Source organism: Achromobacter xylosoxidans (genome assembly GCF_002192695.1).
GTDB classification, from domain to species: domain Bacteria; phylum Pseudomonadota; class Gammaproteobacteria; order Burkholderiales; family Burkholderiaceae_B; genus Achromobacter; species Achromobacter xylosoxidans_C.
On record NZ_MTLG01000125.1, the window covers coordinates 388,985 to 413,484 of the forward strand.

General features: G+C 68.7%; 22 protein-coding genes and 1 tRNA gene. 17 read left to right on the forward strand and 6 right to left on the reverse strand.

Annotation, left to right across the window (positions count from 1 at the left end):
• Positions 1-2 precede the first annotated feature (2 nt).
• The 6 genes from fdxH (at position 3) to BRO63_RS33585 (ending at position 6,098) form a co-directional block, all read left to right on the forward strand.
• Positions 3-902, forward strand: coding sequence for a formate dehydrogenase subunit beta (gene fdxH, locus BRO63_RS33560; protein WP_088143812.1), 900 nt, complete (start codon positions 3-5; stop codon positions 900-902).
• On the forward strand, positions 895-1,527 hold the full coding sequence (locus BRO63_RS33565) for a formate dehydrogenase subunit gamma (protein ID WP_088143813.1): 633 nt from the start codon (positions 895-897) through the stop codon (positions 1,525-1,527). Before fdxH ends, BRO63_RS33565 begins: the two co-directional genes overlap by 8 nt.
• A 140-nt stretch (positions 1,528-1,667) precedes the next feature.
• Complete coding sequence (gene fdhE / locus BRO63_RS33570; RefSeq protein WP_088143861.1) at positions 1,668-2,612, forward strand: formate dehydrogenase accessory protein FdhE; 945 nt, start codon at positions 1,668-1,670, stop codon at positions 2,610-2,612.
• On the forward strand, positions 2,612-4,048 hold the full coding sequence (selA, locus tag BRO63_RS33575) for an L-seryl-tRNA(Sec) selenium transferase (RefSeq protein ID WP_088143814.1): 1,437 nt from the start codon (positions 2,612-2,614) through the stop codon (positions 4,046-4,048). Before fdhE ends, selA begins: the two co-directional genes overlap by 1 nt.
• On the forward strand, positions 4,045-5,979 hold the full coding sequence (gene selB, locus BRO63_RS33580) for a selenocysteine-specific translation elongation factor (RefSeq protein WP_088143815.1): 1,935 nt from the start codon (positions 4,045-4,047) through the stop codon (positions 5,977-5,979). Before selA ends, selB begins: the two co-directional genes overlap by 4 nt.
• A gap of 23 nt (positions 5,980-6,002) precedes the next feature.
• Positions 6,003-6,098 (forward strand) — tRNA-Sec (locus BRO63_RS33585).
• Between the two features lie 14 nt (positions 6,099-6,112).
• On the opposite strand, the gene BRO63_RS33590 is transcribed toward BRO63_RS33585, so the two are convergent.
• Positions 6,113-6,652: a TlpA disulfide reductase family protein gene (locus tag BRO63_RS33590; protein ID WP_088143816.1), complete on the reverse strand. Its 540-nt coding sequence runs from the start codon at positions 6,650-6,652 to the stop codon at positions 6,113-6,115.
• A 31-nt stretch (positions 6,653-6,683) separates the two neighbouring features.
• Entirely contained in the window at positions 6,684-7,784 is a 1,101-nt protein-coding gene (locus BRO63_RS33595; RefSeq protein WP_088143817.1) for a transglutaminase-like domain-containing protein, read from the reverse strand.
• 139 nt (positions 7,785-7,923) lie between these two features.
• Here BRO63_RS33595 and selD point away from each other — a divergent pair, with 139 nt between their 5' ends.
• Entirely contained in the window at positions 7,924-8,988 is a 1,065-nt protein-coding gene (selD, locus tag BRO63_RS33600; protein ID WP_088143818.1) for a selenide, water dikinase SelD, read from the forward strand.
• Positions 8,989-9,003: 15 nt separating this feature from the next.
• On the opposite strand, the gene BRO63_RS33605 is transcribed toward selD, so the two are convergent.
• Both BRO63_RS33605 and BRO63_RS33610 read right to left on the reverse strand, forming a co-directional pair.
• Positions 9,004-11,070 (reverse strand): LTA synthase family protein, encoded by a 2,067-nt coding sequence (locus tag BRO63_RS33605; RefSeq protein WP_088143819.1) that lies wholly within the window; start codon positions 11,068-11,070, stop codon positions 9,004-9,006.
• A gap of 99 nt (positions 11,071-11,169) precedes the next feature.
• A complete protein-coding gene (locus tag BRO63_RS33610; RefSeq protein WP_088143820.1) occupies positions 11,170-12,087 on the reverse strand; it encodes a LysR substrate-binding domain-containing protein in 918 nt (305 codons plus the stop codon).
• A 171-nt stretch (positions 12,088-12,258) separates the two neighbouring features.
• Between BRO63_RS33610 and BRO63_RS33615 the strand changes: the two genes are divergently transcribed.
• Complete coding sequence (locus BRO63_RS33615) at positions 12,259-12,471, forward strand: DUF2917 domain-containing protein (RefSeq protein WP_088143862.1); 213 nt, start codon at positions 12,259-12,261, stop codon at positions 12,469-12,471.
• Positions 12,472-12,494: 23 nt separating this feature from the next.
• Positions 12,495-13,148 (forward strand): 2-hydroxychromene-2-carboxylate isomerase, encoded by a 654-nt coding sequence (locus tag BRO63_RS33620; RefSeq protein WP_088143821.1) that lies wholly within the window; start codon positions 12,495-12,497, stop codon positions 13,146-13,148.
• Between the two features lie 241 nt (positions 13,149-13,389).
• Here BRO63_RS33620 and BRO63_RS33625 read toward each other — a convergent pair whose 3' ends face one another.
• Both BRO63_RS33625 and adh read right to left on the reverse strand, forming a co-directional pair.
• Positions 13,390-13,767, reverse strand: coding sequence for a DUF779 domain-containing protein (locus BRO63_RS33625; protein WP_088143822.1), 378 nt, complete (start codon positions 13,765-13,767; stop codon positions 13,390-13,392).
• Positions 13,768-13,824: 57 nt separating this feature from the next.
• The gene (adh, locus tag BRO63_RS33630) at positions 13,825-15,354 is read right to left on the reverse strand and encodes an aldehyde dehydrogenase (protein WP_054455268.1); all 1,530 of its coding nucleotides are present in this window, start codon (positions 15,352-15,354) and stop codon (positions 13,825-13,827) included.
• A 307-nt stretch (positions 15,355-15,661) separates the two neighbouring features.
• On the opposite strand from adh, the gene BRO63_RS33635 reads away from it, so the two are divergent.
• The 8 genes from BRO63_RS33635 (at position 15,662) to BRO63_RS33670 (ending at position 24,497) form a co-directional block, all read left to right on the forward strand.
• Entirely contained in the window at positions 15,662-17,527 is a 1,866-nt protein-coding gene (locus BRO63_RS33635; protein WP_088143823.1) for a sigma-54-dependent Fis family transcriptional regulator, read from the forward strand.
• Positions 17,528-17,691: 164 nt separating this feature from the next.
• Positions 17,692-18,129 carry a MaoC family dehydratase gene (locus BRO63_RS33640; protein WP_088143824.1) on the forward strand — a complete coding sequence of 146 codons (438 nt, stop codon included), beginning with the start codon at positions 17,692-17,694 and terminating at the stop codon, positions 18,127-18,129.
• A gap of 10 nt (positions 18,130-18,139) precedes the next feature.
• Positions 18,140-18,532, forward strand: a complete 393-nt coding sequence (locus tag BRO63_RS33645; RefSeq protein WP_088143825.1) for a MaoC family dehydratase — start codon at positions 18,140-18,142, stop codon at positions 18,530-18,532.
• Positions 18,533-18,571: 39 nt separating this feature from the next.
• Positions 18,572-19,549 carry a Bug family tripartite tricarboxylate transporter substrate binding protein gene (locus BRO63_RS33650; RefSeq protein WP_088143826.1) on the forward strand — a complete coding sequence of 326 codons (978 nt, stop codon included), beginning with the start codon at positions 18,572-18,574 and terminating at the stop codon, positions 19,547-19,549.
• A gap of 37 nt (positions 19,550-19,586) precedes the next feature.
• Entirely contained in the window at positions 19,587-21,665 is a 2,079-nt protein-coding gene (locus BRO63_RS33655) for a 3-hydroxyacyl-CoA dehydrogenase NAD-binding domain-containing protein (RefSeq protein WP_088143827.1), read from the forward strand.
• 35 nt (positions 21,666-21,700) lie between these two features.
• Complete coding sequence (locus BRO63_RS33660) at positions 21,701-22,945, forward strand: CaiB/BaiF CoA transferase family protein (protein ID WP_088143828.1); 1,245 nt, start codon at positions 21,701-21,703, stop codon at positions 22,943-22,945.
• Entirely contained in the window at positions 22,942-23,328 is a 387-nt protein-coding gene (locus BRO63_RS33665; RefSeq protein ID WP_088143829.1) for a Zn-ribbon domain-containing OB-fold protein, read from the forward strand. Before BRO63_RS33660 ends, BRO63_RS33665 begins: the two co-directional genes overlap by 4 nt.
• The gene (locus BRO63_RS33670) at positions 23,325-24,497 is read left to right on the forward strand and encodes a thiolase (protein WP_088143830.1); all 1,173 of its coding nucleotides are present in this window, start codon (positions 23,325-23,327) and stop codon (positions 24,495-24,497) included. The genes BRO63_RS33665 and BRO63_RS33670 overlap by 4 nt, the downstream gene beginning before the upstream one ends.
• Positions 24,498-24,500 lie beyond the last annotated feature (3 nt).

Sequence of the window (24,500 nt, forward strand, 5' to 3'; positions counted from 1 at the left end):
ACATGTCCATGCAATCCCTAGACATCAAGCGGCGCTCCGCCACCACCACGCCGCCGCCGGGCATCCGCGAGCCCGTCACGGGCTCGGTGGCCAAGCTGATCGACGTCTCCAAGTGCATCGGCTGCAAGGCCTGCCAGAGCGCCTGTATGGAATGGAACGATCTGCGCGACGAGATCGGCACCAACGTGGGCGTCTACGACAATCCGGCCGACCTGACCGAGCATTCCTGGACGGTCATGCGCTTCTCCGAATACGAGAATCCGCAAGGCGACCTGGAATGGCTGATCCGCAAGGACGGCTGCATGCATTGCGAGGATCCGGGCTGCCTGAAGGCCTGTCCCTCGCCGGGCGCCATCATCCAGTACAACAACGGCATCGTGGATTTCCACGAAGAGAACTGCATCGGTTGCGGCTACTGCATCACCGGCTGTCCGTTCAACGTGCCGCGCATCTCCAAGAAGGACCACAAGGCGTACAAGTGCACCCTGTGTTCCGACCGCGTGGCCGTCGGCCAGGAGCCGGCCTGCGTCAAGGCCTGTCCCACCGGCGCCATCGTCTTCGGCACCAAGGAAGACATGACGCAGCACGCCGAGGAACGGATCGTCGACCTCAAGTCGCGCGGCTTCGACAAGGCGGGCCTGTACGACCCGCAGGGCGTGGGCGGCACCCACGTCATGTACGTGCTGCATCACGCCGACCAACCCGGGCTGTATCACGGGCTGCCCAAGGACCCGCAGATCAGTCCCATGGTCTCGCTGTGGAAGGGCCTGGCCAAGCCCGTGAGCGTGGCCGTGATGGCCCTGACCGCGCTGGCGGGCTTCTTCCACTACGCCCGCGTAGGCCGCAACGAGGTGTCCGAGGAAGACGAACGCCGTGCCGAAGAGGAGGTGCGCCATGAGTGAAGACCGCCATTACCGCCGGATCAAGCGCTATACGCCGGGCGAGCGCACCAACCACTGGATCATCGCTTTCACGTTCATCCTGTTGGCGCTGTCCGGGCTGGCGCTGTTCCACCCGTCCATGTACTGGCTGAGCAACCTGTTCGGGGGCGGCCCCTGGACGCGCATCCTGCATCCCTTCATCGGGGTGGTGATGTTCGCCTGCTTCGTCGTGTTCGCCGGCCACATGTGGCGGCACAACCTCATGACGAAGGCCGACCGCCAGTGGATGCGGCAATTGAACGACGTGGTCGAGAACCGCGAGGAAAAGCTGCCTGAAGTCGGCAAGTACAACGCCGGCCAGAAGCTGCTGTTCTACGTGCTGATCCTGTGCATGCTAGGCCTGTTCGTCAGCGGCATCGTGATCTGGCGCGAGTACTTCGCGTTCTACTTCCCGATCTGGGTCATCCGCGCCGCCTCGGTGCTGCATGCCGTCAGCGCGCTGGTGCTGATCTGCGCCATCATCGTGCACATCTACGCGGCGATCTGGGTCAAGGGTTCGCTGACCGCGATGCTGCGCGGGTATGTCACGGCGGGTTGGGCGTGGAAACATCACCGCGCCTGGTTCCGCGAACAAATCCGGAAATAGAACTGGCGGGACGCGCCTGCTAGGCGCATCCCGCTTGCTCTGCGGCAAATGGGCCTCTCCCGGCCCTCACGCACCCGCCCAACGGCTGCTATCCTTCTCATTGAAGGCTGGCAGCCGTGTTTTTTTATCTGGAGACGCAAGTGCAGCGAATTCTTCCGCGCGGCGAGATCGAAGCGCTAGACCACAACCGCATTCCCCAAGTCAGCTTGCCGGAGCGTGGATCCATTTTCGCCACGCGCGCGGCGCGCCTGCGGCAGCTGGCGGCGGATAGCCCGGTGGCCGACTACCTGCTGCTGATGGCGCATCTGGTCGACGCCCAGCACCGCGCCCTGCAGAATTGCACGGCGCCCGAGGCCTCCGACGAACGTATTTCGCTGGCGCAGGCGCATGGCATGCCGCCCTTGCAGGCGGTGGGCTGGCCGCGCGATCCCCTGTGGCGCGACATCCTGGGCCAGCTGCTTGAGCATGTTGTCGGCGCCAAGGACGTGCCGGCCGAAGCCATCGAAGTCTGCGCCGGCCTGCGCCGCGCGCTGGCCGAGGACCCGGAGTCGCTGGAGGATCTGGCCGAGGCCGTGCTGTCCGAACAGGACCAGGGCGTGGACGGCGCCGCAGCTCCCTTCGTGATGGCGGCCCTGCAAGTCTATTGGACCGACCTGGCCAGCCGCTTCGACGAAAAACAGCTGCCGGTGGCCAGTCCCTTCGGCGTCTGTCCGGTGTGCGCCAGCCTGCCGGTGGCCAGCGTGGTGCGCGTGGGCGGGCAGTTCGAAGGCTACCGCTACCTGTGCTGCAGCCTGTGCGCGACCCAGTGGCACATGGTGCGGGTGAAGTGCTCGCACTGCGAAGACGTGGAGTCGGTGGCGTATCAGGCCATCGAGGGCCGCACGCCCGCCATCAAGGCGGAAACCTGCGACCACTGCCACACCTACCGCAAGATTTTCTACCAGGACAAGGACCTGCAGGTGGAGCCCGTGGCCGACGACCTGGCCAGCCTGATGCTGGACGTGCTGGTCGGCGAGGCCGGCTATTCGCGGGCCAGCGGCAATCCCTTGCTGTGGCACGGATCGGAGCCGGGAGCGGAGCAGTAATGGCCGCGCACGCGCTCGAAGGCGGCGTGGCCGCGGTATCGGAAATCCCGTCGCTGGACCGGTTGCTGAATGCGCCGGCCATGTGCGCCGCGCTGGACGAGTACGGCCGCACCCAGGTGGTGGCGGCCCTGCGCGGCGACCTGGACGCGCTGCGCGAACGCGCGCTGGCCGGCGGGCTGGCGCGCCAGGAATTGGGCGCCGAGGCCGTGGCGGCGCGCGTGGCCGCGGCCCTGGCACGCGCCGCCGAGCCCAGGCTGCGGGCCGTGTACAACCTGACCGGCACGGTGCTGCACACCAATCTGGGCCGGGCGCTGCTGCCCGACGAGGCGGTGGCCTCGGTGCTGCGCGCGCTCACCACCCCCGCCAATCTGGAGTTCGACCTGGACACTGGCGGGCGCGGCGACCGCGACGACCTGATCGACGAACTGCTGTGCGAGCTGACGGGCGCCGAGGCGGCCACCGTTGTCAACAACAACGCCGCCGCCGTGCTGCTAATGCTCAACGCCCTGGCCGACCGGCGCGAAGCCGTGGTGTCCCGTGGCGAACTGGTCGAAATCGGCGGCGCGTTCCGCATTCCCGACATCATGAAGCGCGCCGGGGCCAAACTGGTGGAAGTCGGCACCACCAACCGCACCCACGCCGCCGACTACGAGAACGCCATTGGCCCGCGCACGGCCATGCTGATGAAGGTGCACTGCAGCAACTATGCCGTCACCGGCTTCACCAAAAGCGTGAGCGTGGCCGAGGTGGCGGCGCTGGCGCACGCGCGCGGCCTGCCGGCCACCGTCGACCTGGGCAGCGGCACGCTGGTCGACCTGACGCAGTTCGGCCTGCCCAGGGAAGACACCGTGCGCGAAACCATCGCGGCCGGCGCGGACCTGGTGACCTTCAGCGGCGACAAACTGCTGGGCGGCCCGCAAGCCGGCCTGCTGGTGGGCCGCAAGGACCTGATCCGCAAGATCAAGAAGAATCCGCTCAAGCGCGCCCTGCGCGTCAGCAAGCTGACGCTGGCGGCGCTGGAGCCGGTGCTGGGCCTGTACCGCGCGCCCGAATTCCTGGCCCAGCGGCTGACCACGCTGCGCCTGCTGACCCGTCCGCAGCGCGACATCCAGCCGCAGGCCGAACGCCTGCGCGGCGTCCTGGCGCACGCGGCGGGCGAGCCGTATGCGGTCGAAGCCGTGCCCATGTTCAGCCAGATCGGCAGCGGCGCCTTGCCGGTGGATCAATTGCCCAGTTACGGCCTGGCCGTGCGCTACACGGGCGGCGGCCGGGCCGGGCGGCACCTGGACAAGCTGGAGACGCGACTGCGCCGCCTGCCGGTGCCCGTCATCGGCCGCATCGCCGATGACGCCCTGTGGCTGGACCTGCGCTGCCTGGAAGCGCGCGACGAAGCGGCCTTCACCGCGCAGCTGGCGCAGTTGGCGGAGCAGGCATGATCATCGGCACCGCCGGCCATATCGACCACGGCAAGACCACGCTGGTGCGGGCGCTGACCGGCGTCGACACCGACAGGCTCAAGGAAGAGAAGGCGCGCGGGATTTCCATCGAACTGGGCTATGCCTACACCCCGCTGCCCAATGGCGACGTGCTGGGCTTCATCGACGTGCCGGGACACGAGAAGCTCGTGCACACCATGGCGGCCGGCGCCAGCGGCATCGATTTCGGCCTGCTGGTGGTGGCGGCGGACGACGGCGTCATGCCGCAGACGCGTGAACACCTGGCGATCCTGGCGTTGCTGGGCGTGGCGCGCGGCGCGGTGGCATTGTCCAAGACCGACCGCGCCGACGCCGCCCGCCTGCAGGCGGTGCGTGCTGAGATCGCCCAACTGGCCGCGGGCACCTTTCTGCAGGACGCGCCGCTGTACGCGGTGTGCGCGTCACAGGTTGGCGATGCGGGCGTGGCGCAACTGCAAGCCTATTTGCACGCCGAGGCCCAAGCCCTGCGCCAACGCGACAGCGCAGGCCTGTTCAGGCTGGCCGTAGACCGGGTCTTCACTCTGGCCGGCCACGGCACGGTGGTGACCGGCACGGCTCATGCCGGGCGGGCGCGCGCCGGCGACGAAACTGCCGACCTGCGGCTGATGCCCGCCGGCACGCGCGTGCGCGTGCGCAGCATCCATGCCCAGAACCAGCCCAGCGAAACCGGCGCGGCCGGCCAGCGCTGCGCATTGAACCTTGCGGGCATGGACAAGAACGCCATCGCGCGCGGCGACTGGATCGCGGACGCGCGCTGCTTCCTGCCGTCGCGCCATGTCGACGTGGCGCTGACGTTGCTGGCGTCCGCGGACGCGCCGGTGCGCGCCTGGGCGCCCTTGCATGTGCACATCGGCGCCGCGCGCCACGTGGCCCACGCGGTGCCGCTGAGCGCGGAATCGCTGGCGCCCGGGCAGTCCGGCTGGGTGCAGCTGGTGTTCGACGAACCCGTCTGCGTCATGCCGGGCGACCGCTACATCGTGCGCAATGCGCAGGCCACGCGCACGGTCGGCGGCGGCCGGGTGCTGGACCCGAACGCGCCGGACCGCAAGCGCCGTTCCGCCGCCCGCATGCAGTGGCTGCAGGCGCTGGCGGCCATGCTGGACGGCGCCGGCCTGCATCCGGTGCTGGAGCATGCCGCGCTGGGGCTGGACGAAGCTGCCTTGCAGCGCCTGACAGGCAAGCCGGTGCACGAGATCCCCGCGCCGCACGGGGCGCTGTGGCTGGAGGCGCGCACCGCTCAGGCGCCGCGCACCCTGATCCTGTCGGCCCACTGGGATGCCTTGCGCGCGCGCGTGGAACAGGCTTTGGCGACGTTCCACCAGGGCGCGCCGGACGAACCGGGCCCGGACGGCCCGCGCTTGCGCCGCATGGCCATGCCCGTCGGCCCGGACGGGTTATGGTTCGCCGTGCTGGACGACCTGCAGCGCGACGGCCGCATCGTGCGCAATGGCCCCTGGCTGCATCTGCCCGGCCATAGCGCGACCCTGGCACCCGATGAGTCGGCGCTGGCCGCACGGGTGCTGCCCTTGCTGGCGGGCGGCGCCTTCGATCCGCCCTGGGTGCGGGACCTCGCCCGCACGCTGGCCGAGCCCGAGGACCGCATGCGGCAACTGCTGCGCAAGTTGCTGCGGCGCGGCGAAGTGGCCCAGGTGGTAAAGGATCTGTTCTATCACCGCGATCAGGTGGCGGCGCTGGCGGCGCTGGCGCAAGGCCTGGCGGCGCAGCCGGAGGGCTTGAACGCCGCGTCGTTCCGCGACGCCACGGGCCTGGGCAGAAAGCGCGCGATCCAGATCCTGGAATTCTTCGACCGCGTGGGATATACGCGGCGTTTGCGCGACACGCACGTGTTGCGCCAGGAAAGCGCCTACGCAAGCGCGCGGCAGGCGCAGTAACCGGTATCATGAGCGGCCACCTTGGAAGGCATTCGTGCCCGGTGGCACGGCTGGGCTTCAAACCCAGTTGGGGACGTCAGACGTTCCCAGGTAGGTTCGACTCCTGCTGCCTTCCGCCATTTCCCGCGCAGCGCTAGGCCCGCAGCATGGCCGTCACCACGCCGCCCACCCGGTCCGATTTCCAGTCCAGCTGTCCCAGGTGCCAATATCGGACGGATCCGCCGCGGTCCACCAGATAGTTCGCGGGCAGGCCGACCGCATCCCATTGTTTGGACGCCGTGCTGTTCCTGTCGTGCAGCACGGTGCCCGCGACCGGCCACTTCGCCAGAAAAGTGCTGATCTTGGCCGGCGAATCGCCCACGTTCACCGCCACCAGGCGCAGGCCTTCCTCGCGATGGCGCTTGGCCATGGCGGACATGATGGGGATTTCATCGCGGCAGGGTTCGCACGAGGTGGCCCAGAAGCTGACGATGACCACATTGCCGCGCCAGGCGGAGAGCTTTTTCTCGCGGCCGGAGAGGTCGGGCAGGGCCAGGGGCGGGGTGGACGCGGTCCACGCCGCCCAGTCCGGGCCGGTGGCTTTCTTGAGCGCATCGTCGCTGGCGGCCCGGGCATGCCAGGGCAGCGCCGCCAACGACAGGCCGGACTGCAGGAGTAGGCGGCGGCTGATCATGGCGGGTCCCCGGGGTGGACAGTGGGCGGGCTCAGAGGGAGAGCGGCTTGGCGCTGAGCTTGTAGCTGAAGCTGGCGGGATCCAGGCTGTCCAGCCGGCCGGCCGAGGTTTCTCCGTTGGGATACATCAGGAACGGCACGGGTCCATGGGCGGCGCCCGGCAGGACCACGTCATGGCCATGGTTGTAGGCGACCCAGTTCATCTCCCAGGCGCCGAACAGCATGACGCGCGCGGCGCGCACCTTGGCGTCCGTCAATGGCAGTTCGCCCGGGGGCTCTTCCAGCATGACCTTGCGCACGTCGGCGGGGTCCACCGGCACCCAGCCGTAGCCTGCGGCGTAGAACTCGGCGCGGCAGTGCTGCGCCTTGGTGACGTCGCCCGCCTTGCCCAGGCTTTTGTAGCCGAACTCGGAGTCCGCCACGCGCAGCCCGTAGGCATCGCGGGCAGGTATGCCGGCGGCGCGGGCCAGCGCGACGAACAGCGAGTTGATGTCGGCGCACTTGCCGTTGAGGTCGTTGGCCGTGAGCATGTAGCGCACGTCGCCCACGCCGCAGCCACGGGTGGATGCCGTCCTGCAGGTGTTCTCGACCACCCATTCGTAAATGGCGCGGGCCTGGGCCAGATCGCCGCGATGGCCACGCGTGATACGGTCGGCGGTGCTCTTGACGATGCCGTCGGTGGGCAGCAGCGCGGTGGGCTGGAGGAACTCGCGCAGCGCGGCCGCGCTTTCCTGGGGGGCGCCAGCCGAGGGCGGCTGGCCCAGGTCCACGCGCCGATTGCGGGTCTGGAAGCGGCTGGTGACCGTGACCCGGCGCGGCGCCTGCGCATCCGGCCATTGCACGGCCAGCATCTGCACGCCATAGCCGGGCGCCTGGCTCAGTTGGGCCACGCCGCCGCCGCTGACCTGCCAGGCGCTCTGCGCGCCGCGCTGGTAGGCGGTGTCGGTGGCATAGGGAACCGGGATCCAGATGCGCGCATGCGCGCCTGGATCCAGCACGGTGATGTCGGTGGTCAGTTCGAAGGCGCGCCATCCGGCGCTGACTGGGGCGGGGGCCGCGCGCGCCACGCCTGGCAGTGTCGCGCTGGCGGCGCACAAGGCGCCCGAGAAACGGAGAAAGTGTCGGCGATCCATATAGCCCTCACTCACGGTGAAGATTGGCTGTCGGTGCGCCCGGGGCCGGGCGGCCGTCCGTTGCTGCGTGCTGCCGGATCATCATAGGGCCAATCCCGGGGGCGGTGCTATCCTTTTCCACTGACCTATGGAGATTCAGATGACCACCCAGGATGTTGCCAGCGCGGCGGTGCCGCGATTGACTTCGCTTTCGCACGGCGGCGGCTGCGGCTGCAAGATCGCGCCCGGCGTGCTGTCCGAGCTGCTCAAGCGCTTCGGCCCGGCGGTCAGCTACCCCGATCTGCTGGTGGGCACCGAGACGGCCGACGATGCGGCGGTCTACCGGCTGAACGACGAGCAGGCGCTCATCGCCACCACCGATTTCTTCATGCCCATCGTCGACGACCCCTACGACTTCGGCCGCATCGCCGCGACCAATGCGCTGTCGGACGTGTACGCGATGGGCGGCACGCCCATCATGGCGCTGGCCATCGTGGGCATGCCGATCAACGTGCTGCCGCACAGCGTCATCGCCGACATCCTGCGCGGCGGCGAAGCCGTCTGCAAGGACGCCGGCATTCCCGTGGCGGGCGGCCATAGCATCGACTCCGTCGAACCCATCTACGGCCTGGCGGCGATGGGCCTGGTGCATCCCGGCCGCATCAAGCGCAATGCTGATGCGCGCGCCGGCGACGTGCTGATCCTGGGCAAGGCGCTGGGCGTGGGCATCCTGTCGGCCGCGCTGAAGAAGAACCGGCTGGACGACGCCGGCTACCGCGCCATGATCACCGAGACCACCCGCCTGAACCGGCCGGGCCCGGCGTTGGCCGCGATGGATGGCGTGCACGCCATCACCGACGTGACCGGCTTCGGCCTGTTGGGGCATACGCTGGAAATGGCGCGCGGCGCGCAACTGACAGCGCATGTGCGGCGCGATGCGCTGCCCTGGCTGCCCGGCGTGCAGGCCTTTGCCGCGGACGGCGTCATCACCGGCGCGTCCGGCCGCAACTGGGCTTCCTATGGCGCATCGGTGCGCCTGGGCGAGAGTGTGACTGACACCGAGCGGGCCTTGCTGACCGATCCCCAGACCGCGGGCGGACTGCTGGTGGCCTGCTCGCCGGATGCCGCGCAGGCGGTGCTGGACCTGTTCCGCCAGCACGGCTTCGAACAGGCGGCCGTCATCGGCGACATGCGCGCGGGCGAGCCCGAAGTGCGCGTAGCCTGAAACGCGCCAGCCGCGCTAGCGCTCCCGGCCTGCGCGGCCGAGCGTCTGCACCTGGTAGTTGATTTGCCAGTGCAGCAGCGGCGCGTAGGCGTTCAGCCGCACTTGTTCCTCCCATTGTTCGGCGCTGGCGTCCTGTTCTGCTCCCAGCGCCAGTCCCGACGGACCTGCCCAGGGCAGGATGCGGCCGGGCTTGTCCGGCCGGAATACCCCTTCATCGGTCAACAGCACGTGCGTGTTGTTGAAACCGAAGCACCAGGCCGGATCGGGCCGCGCGGCCAGCAGGTCGCAGCCGCTGCGGAAGTAGGGTGTATCCGGCAGGCTCAGGTGGTACAGCGTGGGCAGGATGTCCTTGTGGCTGCCCACGCGCGCCGGGTCGTAGAGCGCCTGCGCCCGGTAGGCCGGCGGTACGTACAGGTAGAACGGCACGGCGCGGGCCAGCGCCGCGTCCTTCGGATCCTGATAGTCGATGCCCAGGATGTTGTGGTCGCCGGTCACGGCGACGATGGTCCGCGACGCGCTGTCCGACGCTTTCAGGCGCGTCAGGAAGCCGCCCAACTGGTCGTTGGCGTAGCGCAGCGTGTCGAACGCCGCCGCCAGCGCATCCCAGGCCTTGAAGTAGGGCAGGCCGGCCACATCGTCCAGAGGCAGGCCGCCGCGCCGCCCGCCCTCGGGCACGATGAACGGGGGATGGTGGGTGGTGGACAAGGCCACGATGAATAGCGGCCGGCCGTCCCGGGTGCCTTGCGCCAGCCGTTCCTCGATGTAGCGGAACATGTACTCGTCGGGCACGCCCCAGGTTCCCGTCCGTGCCTGCGCGTAGCGCGCCCTGAGGGTCTGCTGGTCCACGAATTCGTGCGCGCCCAGCTGGGTGGCGAAGACGCCGAGGTTGCGCCAGGTAGCGGCGCCGGACGTGACGAAGACGACGCGGTAGCCGCGTTGCAGAAAGGGCGTGAAGGCATTGCTGGCGAAGGGCGTGTCCGCCGCCGAGGACTGGCCGACGGCTGCGATTGGGCTGCGCACCAGCAGCAGGCTCAATGACTCGATGGTGCCATTGCCTTCGGCCACGAAGCGCTCGAATACCCAGTCCTCGCGCCAGTGCGGACGCAGCGCGCCGAGCAGGTCGCGATCGGGACGGTCATATGAGTTCAGATGCGCGCCCATGCTCTCCATGACCTGCAGCACCACGTGGGGCGGCCGTGCCGCTGCCGCCGGATTGGCTCCGGTGACGGCCATGAAGGGCCGCAGGCCGTCGTCCGGCCAGCCCAGGAAGCGCTCATAGAGCTGGCGTCCCTCGCGCGCGGTGACCGGTTCGAAACGCTTGTCGTTGCCGCGGTCCGACAGGGCCCAGGAAAATGCCGAAACGCCATTGGGCGCGATGTCGTTGAGCAGCCGCAGCGACGAGATGCTGGTGTCGTCCTTGTTGAGCGGAAACCTGCCTAGCGAGCCCCTGCAGGCCAGCACGGTGATGCCGATGATCAGCGTGAACAGGAGCAGGCTGGGCATCAATGCGCGGCGCTTGAGCCGCAGGCGCTGCACCCGGCCGCGCCAGCGGCGGCCGAGCCACCAGGTGCCTGCCAGCACCGCCGCCAGCAGCAAGGCGGCCTGCGCCAGCGGGTAGCCGTGCCATAAGGTCATCAGGATGGCGTGGGTATCGTCGTCGACCAGGCCGAACACGAAGATGTCGATCGATCGCGAGAACGTGGCGAAGTAGAAGACGCTGACGATGGTGATGGCGGCGAACAGCGTCGCCATGGCCGCGCCCAGCCCCGGCAGATAGCGCTGCCAGCGTTGTTGCAGGCCGGGCTGGGCGGCGGCGGCCATGGACAACAGGAGCAGCGCCGAACAGGCGATGCTGGCGACCTTGATGTCGAACAGCAGCCCGGTTGCCAGGCTGCGCCGCACGTCCTGGGGCAGCGCGTCGTAGGTGCCCGGCGCGGCATAGCGCCACAGCAGGTAGCCGCGCCCGGCGCTCTGCGCCAGCACGCTGATCAGCCAAGGGGCCAGCAGGATCAGGAAGGATCGCTGAAAACTGGCGAACCAGTCTTGCCATCCGGTCGCTGGACGGATAAGCCTTGTCAACATCTTGGGAGCGGGATTACGGACCAGCGCCGCAATCTACTGGAGCGGCCGTCCCAAGTTATGAAGATCTGTATGGATTTTGTAGCGCGGGGCTGAAGAAGCCTACGTGGTCAGCTCGCGCGCCGTCGCCTCGGCCTGTTCCATCAGCCAGCGCGTGACGACTTCCGCGTCGGGCGTGGCGCGGCGCGTATTGCGCACCAGCCAGTAGGCATGCTCGGTGGCGCTGGCGGCCTGGCCGCCGACGGCCTCCAGGCGCTTGTCCGCCAGCATCGGCGCGATCAGCGCCAGCCGTCCCAGCGCGATGCCGTGGCCGGCCAGCGCCGCGTGCACGATCTGGTCGTACTGGTTGAAGCGCAGCATGCCCCGGGAGGGCACCCGGCCCAGGCCGCGCGCGTTCAGCCATTCCGACCATTGGAGCCAGGGGCGCGTCGGGTCGTCGAACTCCAGCAGCACGTGGCGCTGCAGTTCCTCGGCATCCAGCATGCGGGCCTTGAGCGAAGGGTGGGCCACCGGCACCACCGCCTCGCCGAACAGCCAGGCCGCGTTGTCCGGCACGCCGTCGCGCAGGCTGTAGCGGATGGCGATGTCCACGCTTTCGCGGTCGATGTCGATCAGCCGGTTGTCGGCCGCCACGCGCACGTCGATATGCGGATGCGCCGCCTGGAAGTCCCCCAGCCGCGGCAGTAGCCACAGCGAGGCCACGCCTATGGTGGTGGTCACGGTGACGGGCGTGCGGCGTTCGGGCGCGCGCAGCTGCTCGGTCAGGTCGCCCAGCTGGCTCAGCCATACGTCGGCCATGCGGAACAGCTGCGCGCCTTCGGAGGTGAATGACACGCTGCGGAATCCGCGCACCAGCAGGGGCACGCCCAGGTGGGCCTCCAGCGCCCGGATCTGGCGGCTCACGGCCGACTGGGTCACATGCAGATCCTGCGCGGCCAGCGTGATGCTCATGCGGCGGCCCACGGCCACGAAGCCTCGGACCAGATCAAGCGGCGGGAGTTTGGCCAGTGGATATGGCATTCGTAAAACTCATGCGTATCGGACGGAAATGTTGCTTGAGCAATAGTACCTCCAGGGCGTTCAATAGGACTCAGACGACGGGTGTACGGGCGCACAGCCCCGCAATCCGCCGCGATCGCCGCCGCCGCGGCCCAGGGGTACGCCATGATCCAGGTATGTTGCACTGCGGGAATGTCATTCCGTCTGGCCGGCGGCTCGACTATGCTGCTCAAGCACGCCTCGGGCGTCCGCATCGTGTGTCACGCCGGCACCTTGTGGCTGTCCGAGTACCGGCGCTTCGATGACAGCGTGCTTCAAGCCGGTGATTCCATCACCGTCGGCAGCGATCGCGATGTCGTTCTCAGCGGCCTGCCGGATGCGCAGGTCGCGCTAATTTCTTCGTAGCAACTTGCCCCGGAGCTCCAGTCATGACCGCGCCCCTGCCCGACACGCCCCGCATCGAGATGTGGTTCGATTTCGCCAGCCCGTACAGCTATCTGGCGATCGAACGCATCGACGCCCTGGCGCAAGAGGCCGGGGTGCGGGTCGATCTGCGTCCCTTCCTGCTGGGCCCGATCTTCCAGGCCCAGGGCTGGAACGACACGCCGTTCCGGCTGTTTCCGGGCAAGGGCGCATACATGATGCGCGACATCGCCCGCCTGGCCGACAAGTACGGCCTGGTCTACAACCGTCCCCGCCTGTTTCCGCGCATGAGCGTGCTGCCCGCGCGCATCGCGCTGCTGGGGCAGGATGAACCCTGGGGCCGCGATTTCTGCGTGGCGGTGTTCCGCGCCAATTTCCAGCGCGACCTGGACATCCAGTCCGAGGACGTCGTGCATGGGCTGCTGACGGACCTGGGGCTGGACGCCGCCGTCCTGATCGCCCGCGGCAAGTCCGAAGCCGCCAAGGAGGCGCTGCGCCGTCAGGTCGACCAGGCGCGCAATCTCGGGCTGTTCGGCGCGCCGACTTTCTTTGTGGACGGCGAAATGTTCTGGGGCAACGACCGCCTCGAAGATGCGCTGGAATGGACCCGCCGCGTGGCGCCCGCCAGCGCCTGGACCTCGTCCGCCGCGCGCCCCTGAGGCGCCGCCCGCGCAAGTTTTTTCCTCACGCCACTTTCAGCAATGAAAAATGCCAGCAGTGCCTATCGCGGCGCGCCCATGCCGGGCGGCCGTTCGTTCACGCAATTCCGCGCCGCGCGCATCCGGCGCGTGTCATTCCAGTGGAAACAGGCTGTTGATGCCGGCACGCCCGACAAGGGCAGCCCGCAAGGCGGCCCGCGGGGCCGCTAGGGCCCGCGCGAGACACCGGCAGGGGCACAGGTCAGGCCTTGCTGACGGGCGCCACCCGCGCCCATTCCTCGTCCGAGTACAGCCGCGAGCGCAGCAGGAAGCGCTTGCCTTCCGCGCTGTCCAGTGAGAACGCGCCGCCCCGGCCGGGCACGGCGTCGATGATGAGCTGGGTGTGCTCCCAATAGGCGAACTGGTCCTCGCCCATGTAGAACGGGCAGCCTTCCAGGTCGCCCAGCAGCACGTCCGAACCCCCCACCATGAATTCGCCCTGGGCGTAGCACATGGGCGAACTGCCGTCGCAGCAGCCGCCGGACTGGTGGAACATCAGCGGGCCGTGCTTGGCCCGCAGGGTCTCGATCAGGCTGCGCGCCTCGTCGGTGGCGACCACGCGCGGCGTTTGCTCTGCCATGTCAGGCTCCTTTGAGGCGCGCCGGGCCTCGCGGCCCGGCGCCGGACCATGGCCGGGTCAGAAGAAGCCCAGCTTCTTCGGCGAGTAGCTCACCAGCAGGTTCTTGGTCTGCTGATAGTGGTTGAGCATCATCTTGTGGTTCTCGCGCCCGATGCCCGATTGCTTGTAGCCGCCAAACGCCGCATGCGCCGGATAGGCGTGATAGCAGTTGGTCCACACGCGGCCCGCCTTGATGGCGCGTCCCATGCGATAGCAGGTGTTGGCGTCGCGCGACCACACGCCCGCGCCCAGGCCGTAGAGCGTGTCGTTGGCCAGGGCCAGTGCGTCGTCGGCGTCCTTGAAGGTCGTCACGGCCACCACCGGCCCGAAGATCTCTTCCTGGAACACGCGCATCTTGTTGTGGCCCTTGAACACCGTGGGCTGCACGTAATAGCCGCCTTCCAGCGCGCCCTGCATCTGCGCGCGCGAGCCGCCGGCCAGCACGTCGGCGCCTTCCTGCTTGCCGATGTCCAGGTACGACAGGATCTTCTCCAGCTGCTCGGTGGACGCCTGCGCGCCCAGCATGGTGTCCGCGTCCAGCGGATTGCCCTGCTTGATCTCGGCCACGCGCTTCAGGGCGCGCTCCATGAACTTGTCGTACAGGGACTCCTGGATCAGCGCGCGGCTGGGGCAGGTGCAGACCTCGCCCTGGTTCAGCGCGAACATGACGAAGCCCTCCACCGCCTTGTCGAGGAAATCATCGTCCTGCGCGGCCACGTCGGCGAAGAAGATATTGGGCGATTTGCCGCCCAGCTCCAGCGTGACGGGGATGATGTTCTGCGAGGCGTACTGCATGATGAGGCGGCCGGTGGTGGTTTCGCCGGTGAAGGCGATCTTGGCGATGCGCTTGTTGGAGGCCAGCGGCTTGCCGGCTTCCAGGCCGAAGCCCGTGACCACGTTGACCACGCCCGGGGGCAGGATGTCGCCGATCAGTTCCATCAGCAGCAGGATGCCCAGCGGCGTCTGCTCGGCGGGCTTGAGCACCACGCAGTTGCCCGCGGCCAGGGCCGGCGCCAGCTTCCATGCCGCCATCAGGATGGGGAAGTTCCAGGGGATGATCTGGCCCACCACGCCCAGCGGTTCGTTGAAGTGATAGGCCACCGTGTCGTGGTCGATTTCGGACAGCGAGCCTTCCTGGCTGCGGATGCAAGAGGCGAAGTAGCGGAAGTGGTCGATCGCCAGCGGGATGTCGGCGGCGCGCGCTTCACGGATGGGCTTGCCGTTGTCCCAGGTTTCGGCAGTCGCCAGGCGTTCCAGGTTCGCCTCCATGACATCGGCGATCTGCATCAGCATGCGGGCGCGCTGCGCGGCCGGGGTCGCTCCCCATTTGGGCGCGGCGCGGTGCGCGGCGTCCAGCGCCAGCTCGATGTCGCGCTCCTTGGAGCGGGCATTGCGCGTCAGCACCTGGCCCGTGACCGGCGTGACGTTGTCGAAGTATTCGCCGTCGGCGGGCTTTTGCCATTTGCCGTCGATGAAGTTGTCGTACTGGGTCTTCAGGTCCAGGCGCGTGCCGTAAGAGTCGGGGGTGATGCGGGTCGCGATGTCCATGCTTGTCTCCGGTATTGTGGGGGTGCGGCAGTCGGCTGCCTGTCCTGTATCAAGCAAGGAGCGTGCCAGTCGGGGCTTCCCCGCTGGACAGCCTGCGGGTTGCATGCGAAAGTAGGTTTCCAAAACGGGGCGACGTGCAGCAATGCCCCAGAGGGCCGGCCCGCCGCCGGGCCGCCCCTGGGCGGGTCAGCTCCCCAGGGGGCAGGCAGTCCGCGTAGCGGGCGCGGCGTGAGGGCTCGCTCCCTGTCGCTTTTTGCGACATCGTCGCGGAACAGGTGTCGCAGAATGCCTGTCCCAGGAGACATGCATGGCCACTCATTCCCGTCAGCATGCGCTGACGCAAGCGCGCCTGCTGTTCAACCAGCAAGGCGCGGTGCCCGGCGGCATGGTCGCCGAGCCCATCCTGCGGTCGTGGCGTCGCTGCGCCGACCTGGGCTTCGACATGCGCGGCGTGCGCCGCGCCGAACTCATGACCCAGGGCGAGCTGCGCGAGGCCCAGCAGCGCAACGAGGCGCTGCGCCGGCTGTCCGAGCCCGCCATGTCGCTGCTGCGCCGCCAGGCCGGCGGCAGCGGCGGCTTGGTGATCCTGTCCGACGCGCAAGGCCTGGTACTCGACTCCGACGGCGACACCGGTTTCGCCCAGCGCGCCTCGCGCGTGGCGCTGATGCCAGGCGCGCCCTGGGACGAGGCCGCCGCGGGCACCAACGCCATCGGCACCGCGCTGGTGGAAGGCCGGCCCATCGCCGTGCATGGCGCGGAACACTATTTCGAACCCAACCGCATCCTGACCTGCGCCGCCGTCCCCATTACCGACAGCGAGGGCCGCACGCTGGGCGTGCTGGACCTGTCCAGCCCGGCGCGCGACCTGCGGCCCGACGTGCTGGAACTGGTGCGCGCCGCCGTGGACCTGATCGAGCACCGTTTGTTTGAACAGGCCTACGAGCAGCACGCCGTGCTGCGGCTGCACGTGGACCATGCCGGACTGGGCGCGCCCGGCGAAGGCTTGCTGGCCTTCCAGGGCGACCTGCTGATCGGCGCCAATCGCCGCGCCTTGCAGGCGCTGGGCCTGGCGCCCACCGCCCTGGGCGTGTACCGCTATGCCGACGTATTCGACGGCGACATGGAGCGCTGCCCCGACGCGGCCGGCAGGGTGCAGGCGCGCTCGGGCGCCGTGTACCACGCGCGCCTGCGCTGGCCGCGTTCGCGCGCGCCACGGGCGCCAGCGCGGCCGGCGCTGCCGCCCGCGGCAGGCCCGCGTCCCGCCGCGCCGAATTTCGATGCCGCAACCTTGGGTGCGTTGGCGCGCGCCGTGCACCTGTCGGATGCGGGCGTGTCCATCCTGCTGCAAGGTGAAACCGGCGTGGGCAAGGAAGTGTTCGCGCGCCAGCTGCATGCGCGCAGCCAGCGCGCGTCGGGGCCGTTCGTGGCGGTGAACTGCGCGGCCTTGCCTGAAAGCCTGATCGAATCCGAACTGTTCGGCTACGAAGACGGCGCCTTCACCGGCGCGCGGCGCCAGGGCAGCAAGGGGCTGCTGCGCCAGGCGCATGGCGGCGTGCTGTTCCTGGACGAGATCGGCGACATGCCGCTGATGCTGCAATCGCGCCTGTTGCGCGTGCTGCAGACGCGCGAAGTCTCGCCGCTGGGCGCGGCGCGGCCGGTGTCCGTGGACTTCGCGCTGGTGTGCGCGACGCATCGGCCGCTGGCCCACGAAGGGCCCGACGCGCCGGTGCGCCCGGACCTGTATTTCCGCATCGCCGAATACACCGTCACGCTGGAGCCGCTGCGCGCGCGCGCCGACCGCCTGGAATTGCTGCGCGGCCTGTGGGCGGCGCAGGGCGCGGGGCCAGTCCTGCCGCCCGATATCGAAGCCATCCTGATCGCCTATCCCTGGCCCGGCAACTACCGGCAATTGGTGGCCGTGCTGCGCACGCTGCACGTGCTGGCGGGGCCGGCGGGCATGGTCGACGCCGACATGCTGCCCGCCGACATCCGCGGCGCGGCGGCTGCGCCGCAACCCGCGGGCGCAGAGGCTGATCCGGCAAATCTGCAAGCCATGACGGACGCTGCGATCCACAACGCCCTGGCCGCCCACGGCGGCAATGTCAGCCGCGCGGCGCGCGCGCTGGGTGTGCACCGCAGCACGCTTTATCGCCGCCTGCCGCGTCCGGCCTAGCGAATTTTCCGCTCCCCGCGGGCGCCGCTGGGGCGGCGCCCAGGCGCTTGCCGCATGCGCGCAAGGGCGTGCACAAAAACTATCTTTTGAAGATAAGTTAACTATCCCAGCGCACGGGAAGAACTGCTTACGATGCCCGCATCCCCTTCAACCCAGGTGATGACATGGCAAGCAACGAGCTGTTCTACGACGACTTCGAAATAGGCCGTCTCTTTCCTCCCACCCGCTACAGCATCGGCGCCGCCGACAGCGATGCGTTCATCGGCACCTTCGAACATTCCCCGGTCCTCGACGGCAGCGGCCGCGCCGTCTCGCGGCAAGGCGGCGGCGCACCCGTGCGCAGCGTGCATCCGGTCCTGGTCGGCAGTTTCCAGCCGCAGCACGCGGCCTTTGCCTGGCCGACGGGCGTGCTGCACGCCCGCGAGAAAGTCCGCCTGCTGGCGCCCGTGTATCCGGGCGAGGAGCTGGAGGCCAGCGTGCGGGTGAAGGACAAGTACCTGAAGAACGACAAGCGCTTCGTGGTGCTGGAGATCACCGTCCGCAAACTGGAAAACGCGCGCGTCGCCCTGGTGGCGGAACGCAGCCTGGTTTGGCCCAACTGAGGAGGCCCGCATGGAATTCAAGGTAGGCGACAAATTCCGTTGCTCCGCGCGCGGCGCGGCGCAGGAAGACATCAACCGCTTCGGCGCCTTGCACGGCACCACCGGCCGCACGCACACCGATCCGGAGTACGCGCGCAACAGCGTCTTCGGCGGCGTCATCGTGCAGGGGGCGCTGGTCATGGCGCCGGTGCTGGACATGGTGGCCGACCTGCTCGGCGACGCGCGGTTCGACGGTTGCGAGATCGAGGCGAAGTTCGTGGCGTTCACGCGGCCGGGAGACGCGGTGGACGTGGAGTTCGAAGTGACCCGCAGCGAACCCGGATGGCTGGAGCTGGCGTATGCCTGCGCGCTGCCTGACGGAAAGAAGGTGCAGGTGGGAACCATCACCCGCCGCCGCGGCTGAACGCCGGCCGCAACACAAAACAAGCATAAGGAGACAATCTTGAAACGCATCCTGCAAAGCCTGGTCCTTTCCTGCGCGGCCTTGAGCGCGACGGCCGCGCTAGCCGCGCAATATCCCGACAAACCCATCCGCATGATCGTGCCCGCCGCCGCGGGCGGCGCCGCCGACACGCTGGCGCGCATGATAGGCCGTGGGCTGACGGAGAAATTCGGCCAGCCCGTGGTCATCGAGAACAAGCCCGGCGCGGCCGCCATCGTGGGCATGTCCGCCATCGCCAAGGCGCCCGCCGACGGCTACACCCTGGGCATGACCTTCTCGGGGGCGATGTCCATCAATCCTTCGCTGTACCAGCAGCTGCCCTACGACCCGGTGAAGGACTTCGCGCCCATCACCATCGTGGCGGTCTCGCCGCTGGTCATTGCCGTCAGTCCCAAGCTCGGGCCGAAGTCGCTGGGCGAATTCCTGGCCTTGGCGAAGAAGGATCCCGGCAAGCTGACCTTCGGGTCGGCCGGCACCGGATCGACGCAGCATCTGTCCATGGAGCTGCTCAAGTCGACCGCGAACGTGGACATGCTGCACGTGCCTTACAAGGGCAGTTCGGCGGCGCTGGTCGACGTGCAGTCGGGCTTGATCTCCGCCGTCAGCGACAACGCGATCACGCTGGTGCCGCTGATCCAGTCAGGGCAATTGGTGCCCCTGGCGGTGGAAACCGCGCAGCGCATCCAGTCGCTGCCGCAGGTGCCCACCGTGGCTGAATCCGGCTATCCGGGATTCCAGGCGGCAGGCTGGTATGGGCTGCTCGCGCCCGCCGGCACGCCGCAGCCCATCGTGGCTCAGCTCAACGCGGCGCTGCGCGAGATGGTGGACAAGCCCGACTTCACGCAATGGCTGCGGCAACAGGGCATGGAGCCGCAGACCGATACGCCCGAGGGCTTCGGCCGCTACATCGGCCAGGAAAAGGACAAGTGGGCCCAGGTCATCAAGACGGCCAAGGTGCCGCTGCAGGAATCGCGCTGAACACCGGCGGCAAGGCCGCCATCACTCCAGGACAACCATGCAAGCCGTAACTTCCACGCTTAGCGGAAACATCCGTGTCATCGTCATCGACAATCCTCCGGTCAACGCCACGTCCCAGGCGGTGCGCGCCGGCCTGCTGCAGGCCATGGAGCAGGCGGCGGGCGATGACGACACCCATGCCATCGTCATCGCCTGCGCCGGCGCCACCTTCGTGGCCGGCGCCGACATCAAGGAGTTCGGCAAGCCGCCGCTGGACCCGCACTTGTCGCAGGTGATCCACGCCATCGAATCCAGCGCCAAGCCCGTGGTCGCGGCGATCCACGGTTCCGCGCTGGGCGGGGGGCTGGAACTGGCCCTGGGCTGCCACTACCGGGTGGTGGATGCGCAAGCCCGCCTGGGCCTGCCCGAGTCCACCCTGGGCATCATCCCCGGGGCGGGCGGCATTCCCCGGTTGCTGCGCCTGGCGGGCGTCGAGAAGGCGCTGGACATGGCCGCGGGCGGCAAACCCATAGGCGCCTCCGAGGCGCTGGAAGCCGGCGTGGCGGACGCGTTGGCGCAGGAGGATGTCCGGGCCGTCGCCATTGCGTACGCCCAGCGCTTGCTGGCTGCGGGCCAGGGTGCGCGGCGCACGCGGGAATTGCCGGCGCCGGCCTGCGAACCGCAGTGGTTCGAGGCCGCGCGCGCCAGGTTCCAGGCCAGCCATCGAGGCCAGTTGGCGCCGCAGGCTTGCGTCGACGTGGCCGTGCGCAGCATCGCTTCGAGTTTCGAAGACAGCGTGGCCTATGGCCGCGAGCGTTTCCGGGAGCTGGTGGCGTCGCCCCAGGCGCAAGCCTTGCGCCACGCCTTCTTCGCCGAGCGGGTCGCGACCAAGCCCGCCGGCCTGCCCGCCGAGGAAGCGGCGCCGGTGCGCAAGGCCGGCGTGGTCGGCGCCGGCACGATGGGCACGGGTATCGCCATGTGCTTCCTGAATGCCGGTATCCCTGTGGTGCTGGTCGAGCAGAGCGAAAAGGTGCTGGCGTCCAGCATCGAGACCATAGGAAAGACCTACCGCAACGACGTGGCGAAGGGGCGCATCACCGAAGCCACGCAGCGCGCGCGCAGCGACGCGCTGACGCCGACGCTGCAATACGGCCCGCTGCGCGACTGCGACCTCGTGGTGGAGGCCGTGTTCGAAGACATGGACGTCAAGCAGCAGGTGCTGGCCAGCATCGAAGAGAACCTGCGGCCGGATGCGCTGATCGCCACCAATACCTCGTTCCTGGACATCGATGCATTGGCCGCGGGCCTGCGCCGTCCGGAGAACGTCGTCGGCATGCATTTTTTCAGTCCCGCCCACATCATGAAACTGCTGGAGAACGTGCGCGGCGCGCGCAGTTCGCCGCGCGCGCTGGCCACAGCCCAGGCCTTGGGCAAGCGCCTGGGCAAGGTGGCGGTGATGGTGGGAGTGTCCGATGGCTTCGTCGGCAACCGCATGCTGGCGCGACGCACCCGCGAGTGCTACTTCATGCTGGAGGAAGGCGCGCTGCCCGAGCAGGTCGACCGCGTGCTGTGCGAGTTCGGCTTCCCGATGGGGCAGTTCCAGCTGAACGACCTGGCGGGCCTGGACGTTGCGTGGCGCAACCGCCAAAGCCGGCTGGACCGGTTGAGCGAACGCGAGGTGGCCTGCAACATTCTCGACGAAATCGTCGCGGCGGGACGGCTGGGGCAGAAGACCGGCGCGGGGTTCTATACCTATGACGCGCAGCGCAAACGGTCGGTGGACCCGGCCATTTCCGAACTGATCGTGCGCAACGCGGAACGGCGCGGCATCAGGCGACGCGAGATTTCCGACGACGAGATCCTGGAGCGCTGCCTCTACGCCATGATCAACGAGGGGGCGCTGATCCTGGAGGAGGGCGTCGCCAGCCGGCCGGAGGACATCGACACCATCTGGCTCAACGGCTACGGCTTTCCGCGGTTCCGCGGCGGTCCCATGTTCCATGCGGACCAGATCGGCGCGGTCCGCCTCTGCGAGCGCATCCGCCATTACGCCAGCCTGGCGGGCGAGCAGTACTGGACGCCCGCGCCGCTGCTGCTCGCCCAGGCGCGCGATGGCGGCGGCTTCTACTCCCGCTGAGGTTTTCCCTTTCGTCATCCACGTATACACATCCTATGTCTAACAGAGAACCTCCGCTTAGCGGCATCAGCGTGCTGGACATGACCCGCATCATGGCGGGCCCCTGGTGCACGCAGAACCTGGCCGACCTGGGCGCCGAAGTGCTGAAGATCGAACGCCCGCTGTCGGGCGACGACACCCGGGGCTGGGGACCGCCCAACCTGATGGACGCCGACGGCCGACGCACGCAGGAGTCCGCGTATTACCTGGCCGCCAACCGCAACAAGAAGTCATTGGCCCTGGACATCGCCATGCAGAGCGGCGCGGACGCGGTGCGCCGGCTGGCAGCCGGGTGCGACATCTTCGTCGAGAATTTCAAGGTGGGCGGCCTGCGCAAGTACGGCCTGGACTACGCCAGCCTGCGGGAGCTGAACCCGCGTCTCATCTATTGCTCCATCACAGGTTTCGGCCAGGACGGTCCTTACGCGGAAAAGCCCGGCTATGACTTCGTGATCCAGGCGCTGGGCGGATTGATGAGCATCACCGGTGAAAAGGACGCGCTGCCTGGCGGCGGTCCGCAGAAGGCCGGCAATGCCGCCGCCGACCTGATGGCGGGCATGTACGCCACCAGCGCCATCCTCGCGGCGCTGCATGAGCGCAGCCGCAGCGGCCTGGGCCAGCACATCGATATTTCCATGCTGGACTGCCAGGTGGCGGCGCTGGGCGTGCAGAACTTCAATTACTTCCTGTCGGGCGAGGTGCCGCGGCGCGAAGGCAACGCCCATGTCAACCTGGCGCCGTACCAGGTGTTCGAGGCGGCGGATGGGCATGTGGTGCTGGGCGTGGGCAACGACGGCCAGTTCCAGAAATTCTGCGTCGCCGCGGGACGCCCCGACCTGGCCGAAGATGAACGCTACCTCACCAATACCGGGCGCGTGCTCGCCAAGGGCGCGCTCATCCCCGAACTGGAGCGCCTGTTCCGCACGCGAGGCCGCGACGAATGGGTCAGTCTGCTGGATGCCGCAGGCGTGCCGGTGGGCGTGATCAACGACATCGCCCAGGTCCATGAGAATCCGCAGGTGCGCGCGCGCGGCCTGAAATTCGCGCTGCCGCATCCGGTTTGCGGCAGCGTGCCGCAGGTCCGCAGTCCGATGCGTTTCTCGGGCAGTCCGGTCACCTACCGCAACGCCGCGCCCTTGCTGGGTGCGGACACACAGAGCGTCCTGAGCGCCAGACTCGGATGTACCGAAGCCGACATCGCGGCGCTGCAGCAGTCCGCGAGCCTGGGAGAACCACGATGAGCAGCGCAGCCGCCAATGCAGGCACGCAGAAGCAGTACTTCGACCACCTGACGCAGGGCCGCTTCATGATCCAGCGCTGCGCCGATTGCACGCGCCACGTGTTCCATCCGCGCGAGATCTGTCCGCATTGCGGCAGCGACGCGCTGGGCTGGGTCGCGCCGGCGGGGCGGGCCATCGTCTACAGCTGCACCACTGTCGCGCGCAAACCCGAGGCCGGCGGCGACTACAACGTTTCGCTGGTCGATCTGGAGGAGGGCGTGCGGATGATGTCCAACGTCGTGGGCATGCCGCCCGACCAGGTGCGCATCGGCATGGCCGTCAGGGCCGTGATCGGCGAGCGCGACGGCGCTGCCGCCGTGCTGTTCGAGGAGGCGCGGCAATGAGTTACCAGCAACTGCGGGGCAAGACGGTCATCGCCGGCGTCGGCCACTTCGGCCTGGGCCAGGCGTCGGGCTATACGGACATGGAGCTGCTGGTGCGGGCCGCCCATGCGGCAGTGCGGGACGCGGGCCTGCAGATGCGCGACATCGACGGCATCGCGACCTCCAGCGTGGCGGCCAGCATGTGGCCGATGTCCGTCATCGAGACCCTGGGCATCCGCCCCACCTACATCGATGGAACCTGCCTGGGCGGCTCCAGCTTCATGTCCTACATCCTGGCCGCGGCCCATGCACTGGATTCGGGGCAGTGCAACGCCGTGCTGGTCTGCTACGGCAGCGCGCAGAAGACCGCGTCCGTCGGCCGCTCGGCGATTGCGGCCACGCGCAAGGCGCTGGACCCCCAGCCTTACGAAATGCCTTATGAACCCCTGAACCCGCCCAGTGCCTATGCGCTGGCCGCCAGGCGCCACATGCACGAGTTCGGCACGCGCCGCGAGGACCTGGCCGAAGTCGCGGTGGCGGCGCGCCGCTGGGCGCAACTCAATCCCGAGGCGTACTCGCGCGATCCGCTATCGATCGACGACGTTCTGAGCGCCCGCAGGGTATCGGATCCGCTGACGGTCCGCGATTGCTGCCTGGTGACGGATGGCGCGGGCGCCTTCGTGATGACGCGGGCCGACCGCGCCCGGGATCTGCCGCAGCCGCTCGCCTATATCCTGGGCAGCGCCACCGCCGTCTGGAACCGCCAGATATCCGCGATGGAGGATCTGACCACCACCGCGGCGCGCCAGTCGGGCGCGCTGGCGTTCGAGATGGCCGGGTATCGCCCGGCCGATATCGACGTGGCGCAGCTGTACGACGCCTTCACCATCAACACCATCCTGTTCCTGGAAGACCTGGGATTCTGCGCCAAGGGCGAGGGCGGGGCCTTCGTGCGTGGCGGCGGCATTGCGCCGGGCGGCAGGCTGCCGGTGAACACGAACGGGGGCGGGCTGTCCTGCGTGCACCCGGGCATGTACGGGGTGTTCCTGGTGATTGAAGCGGTGCGCCAGCTGCGCGGCCAGGCGGGCGAGCGCCAGGTCCGGGATGCGCGCCTGGCGCTGGCGCACGGCAACGGCGGCACGCTGTCCAGCCAGTCCACGGTCATCCTGGGCGCCGAGGGGACCTGCTGAGGA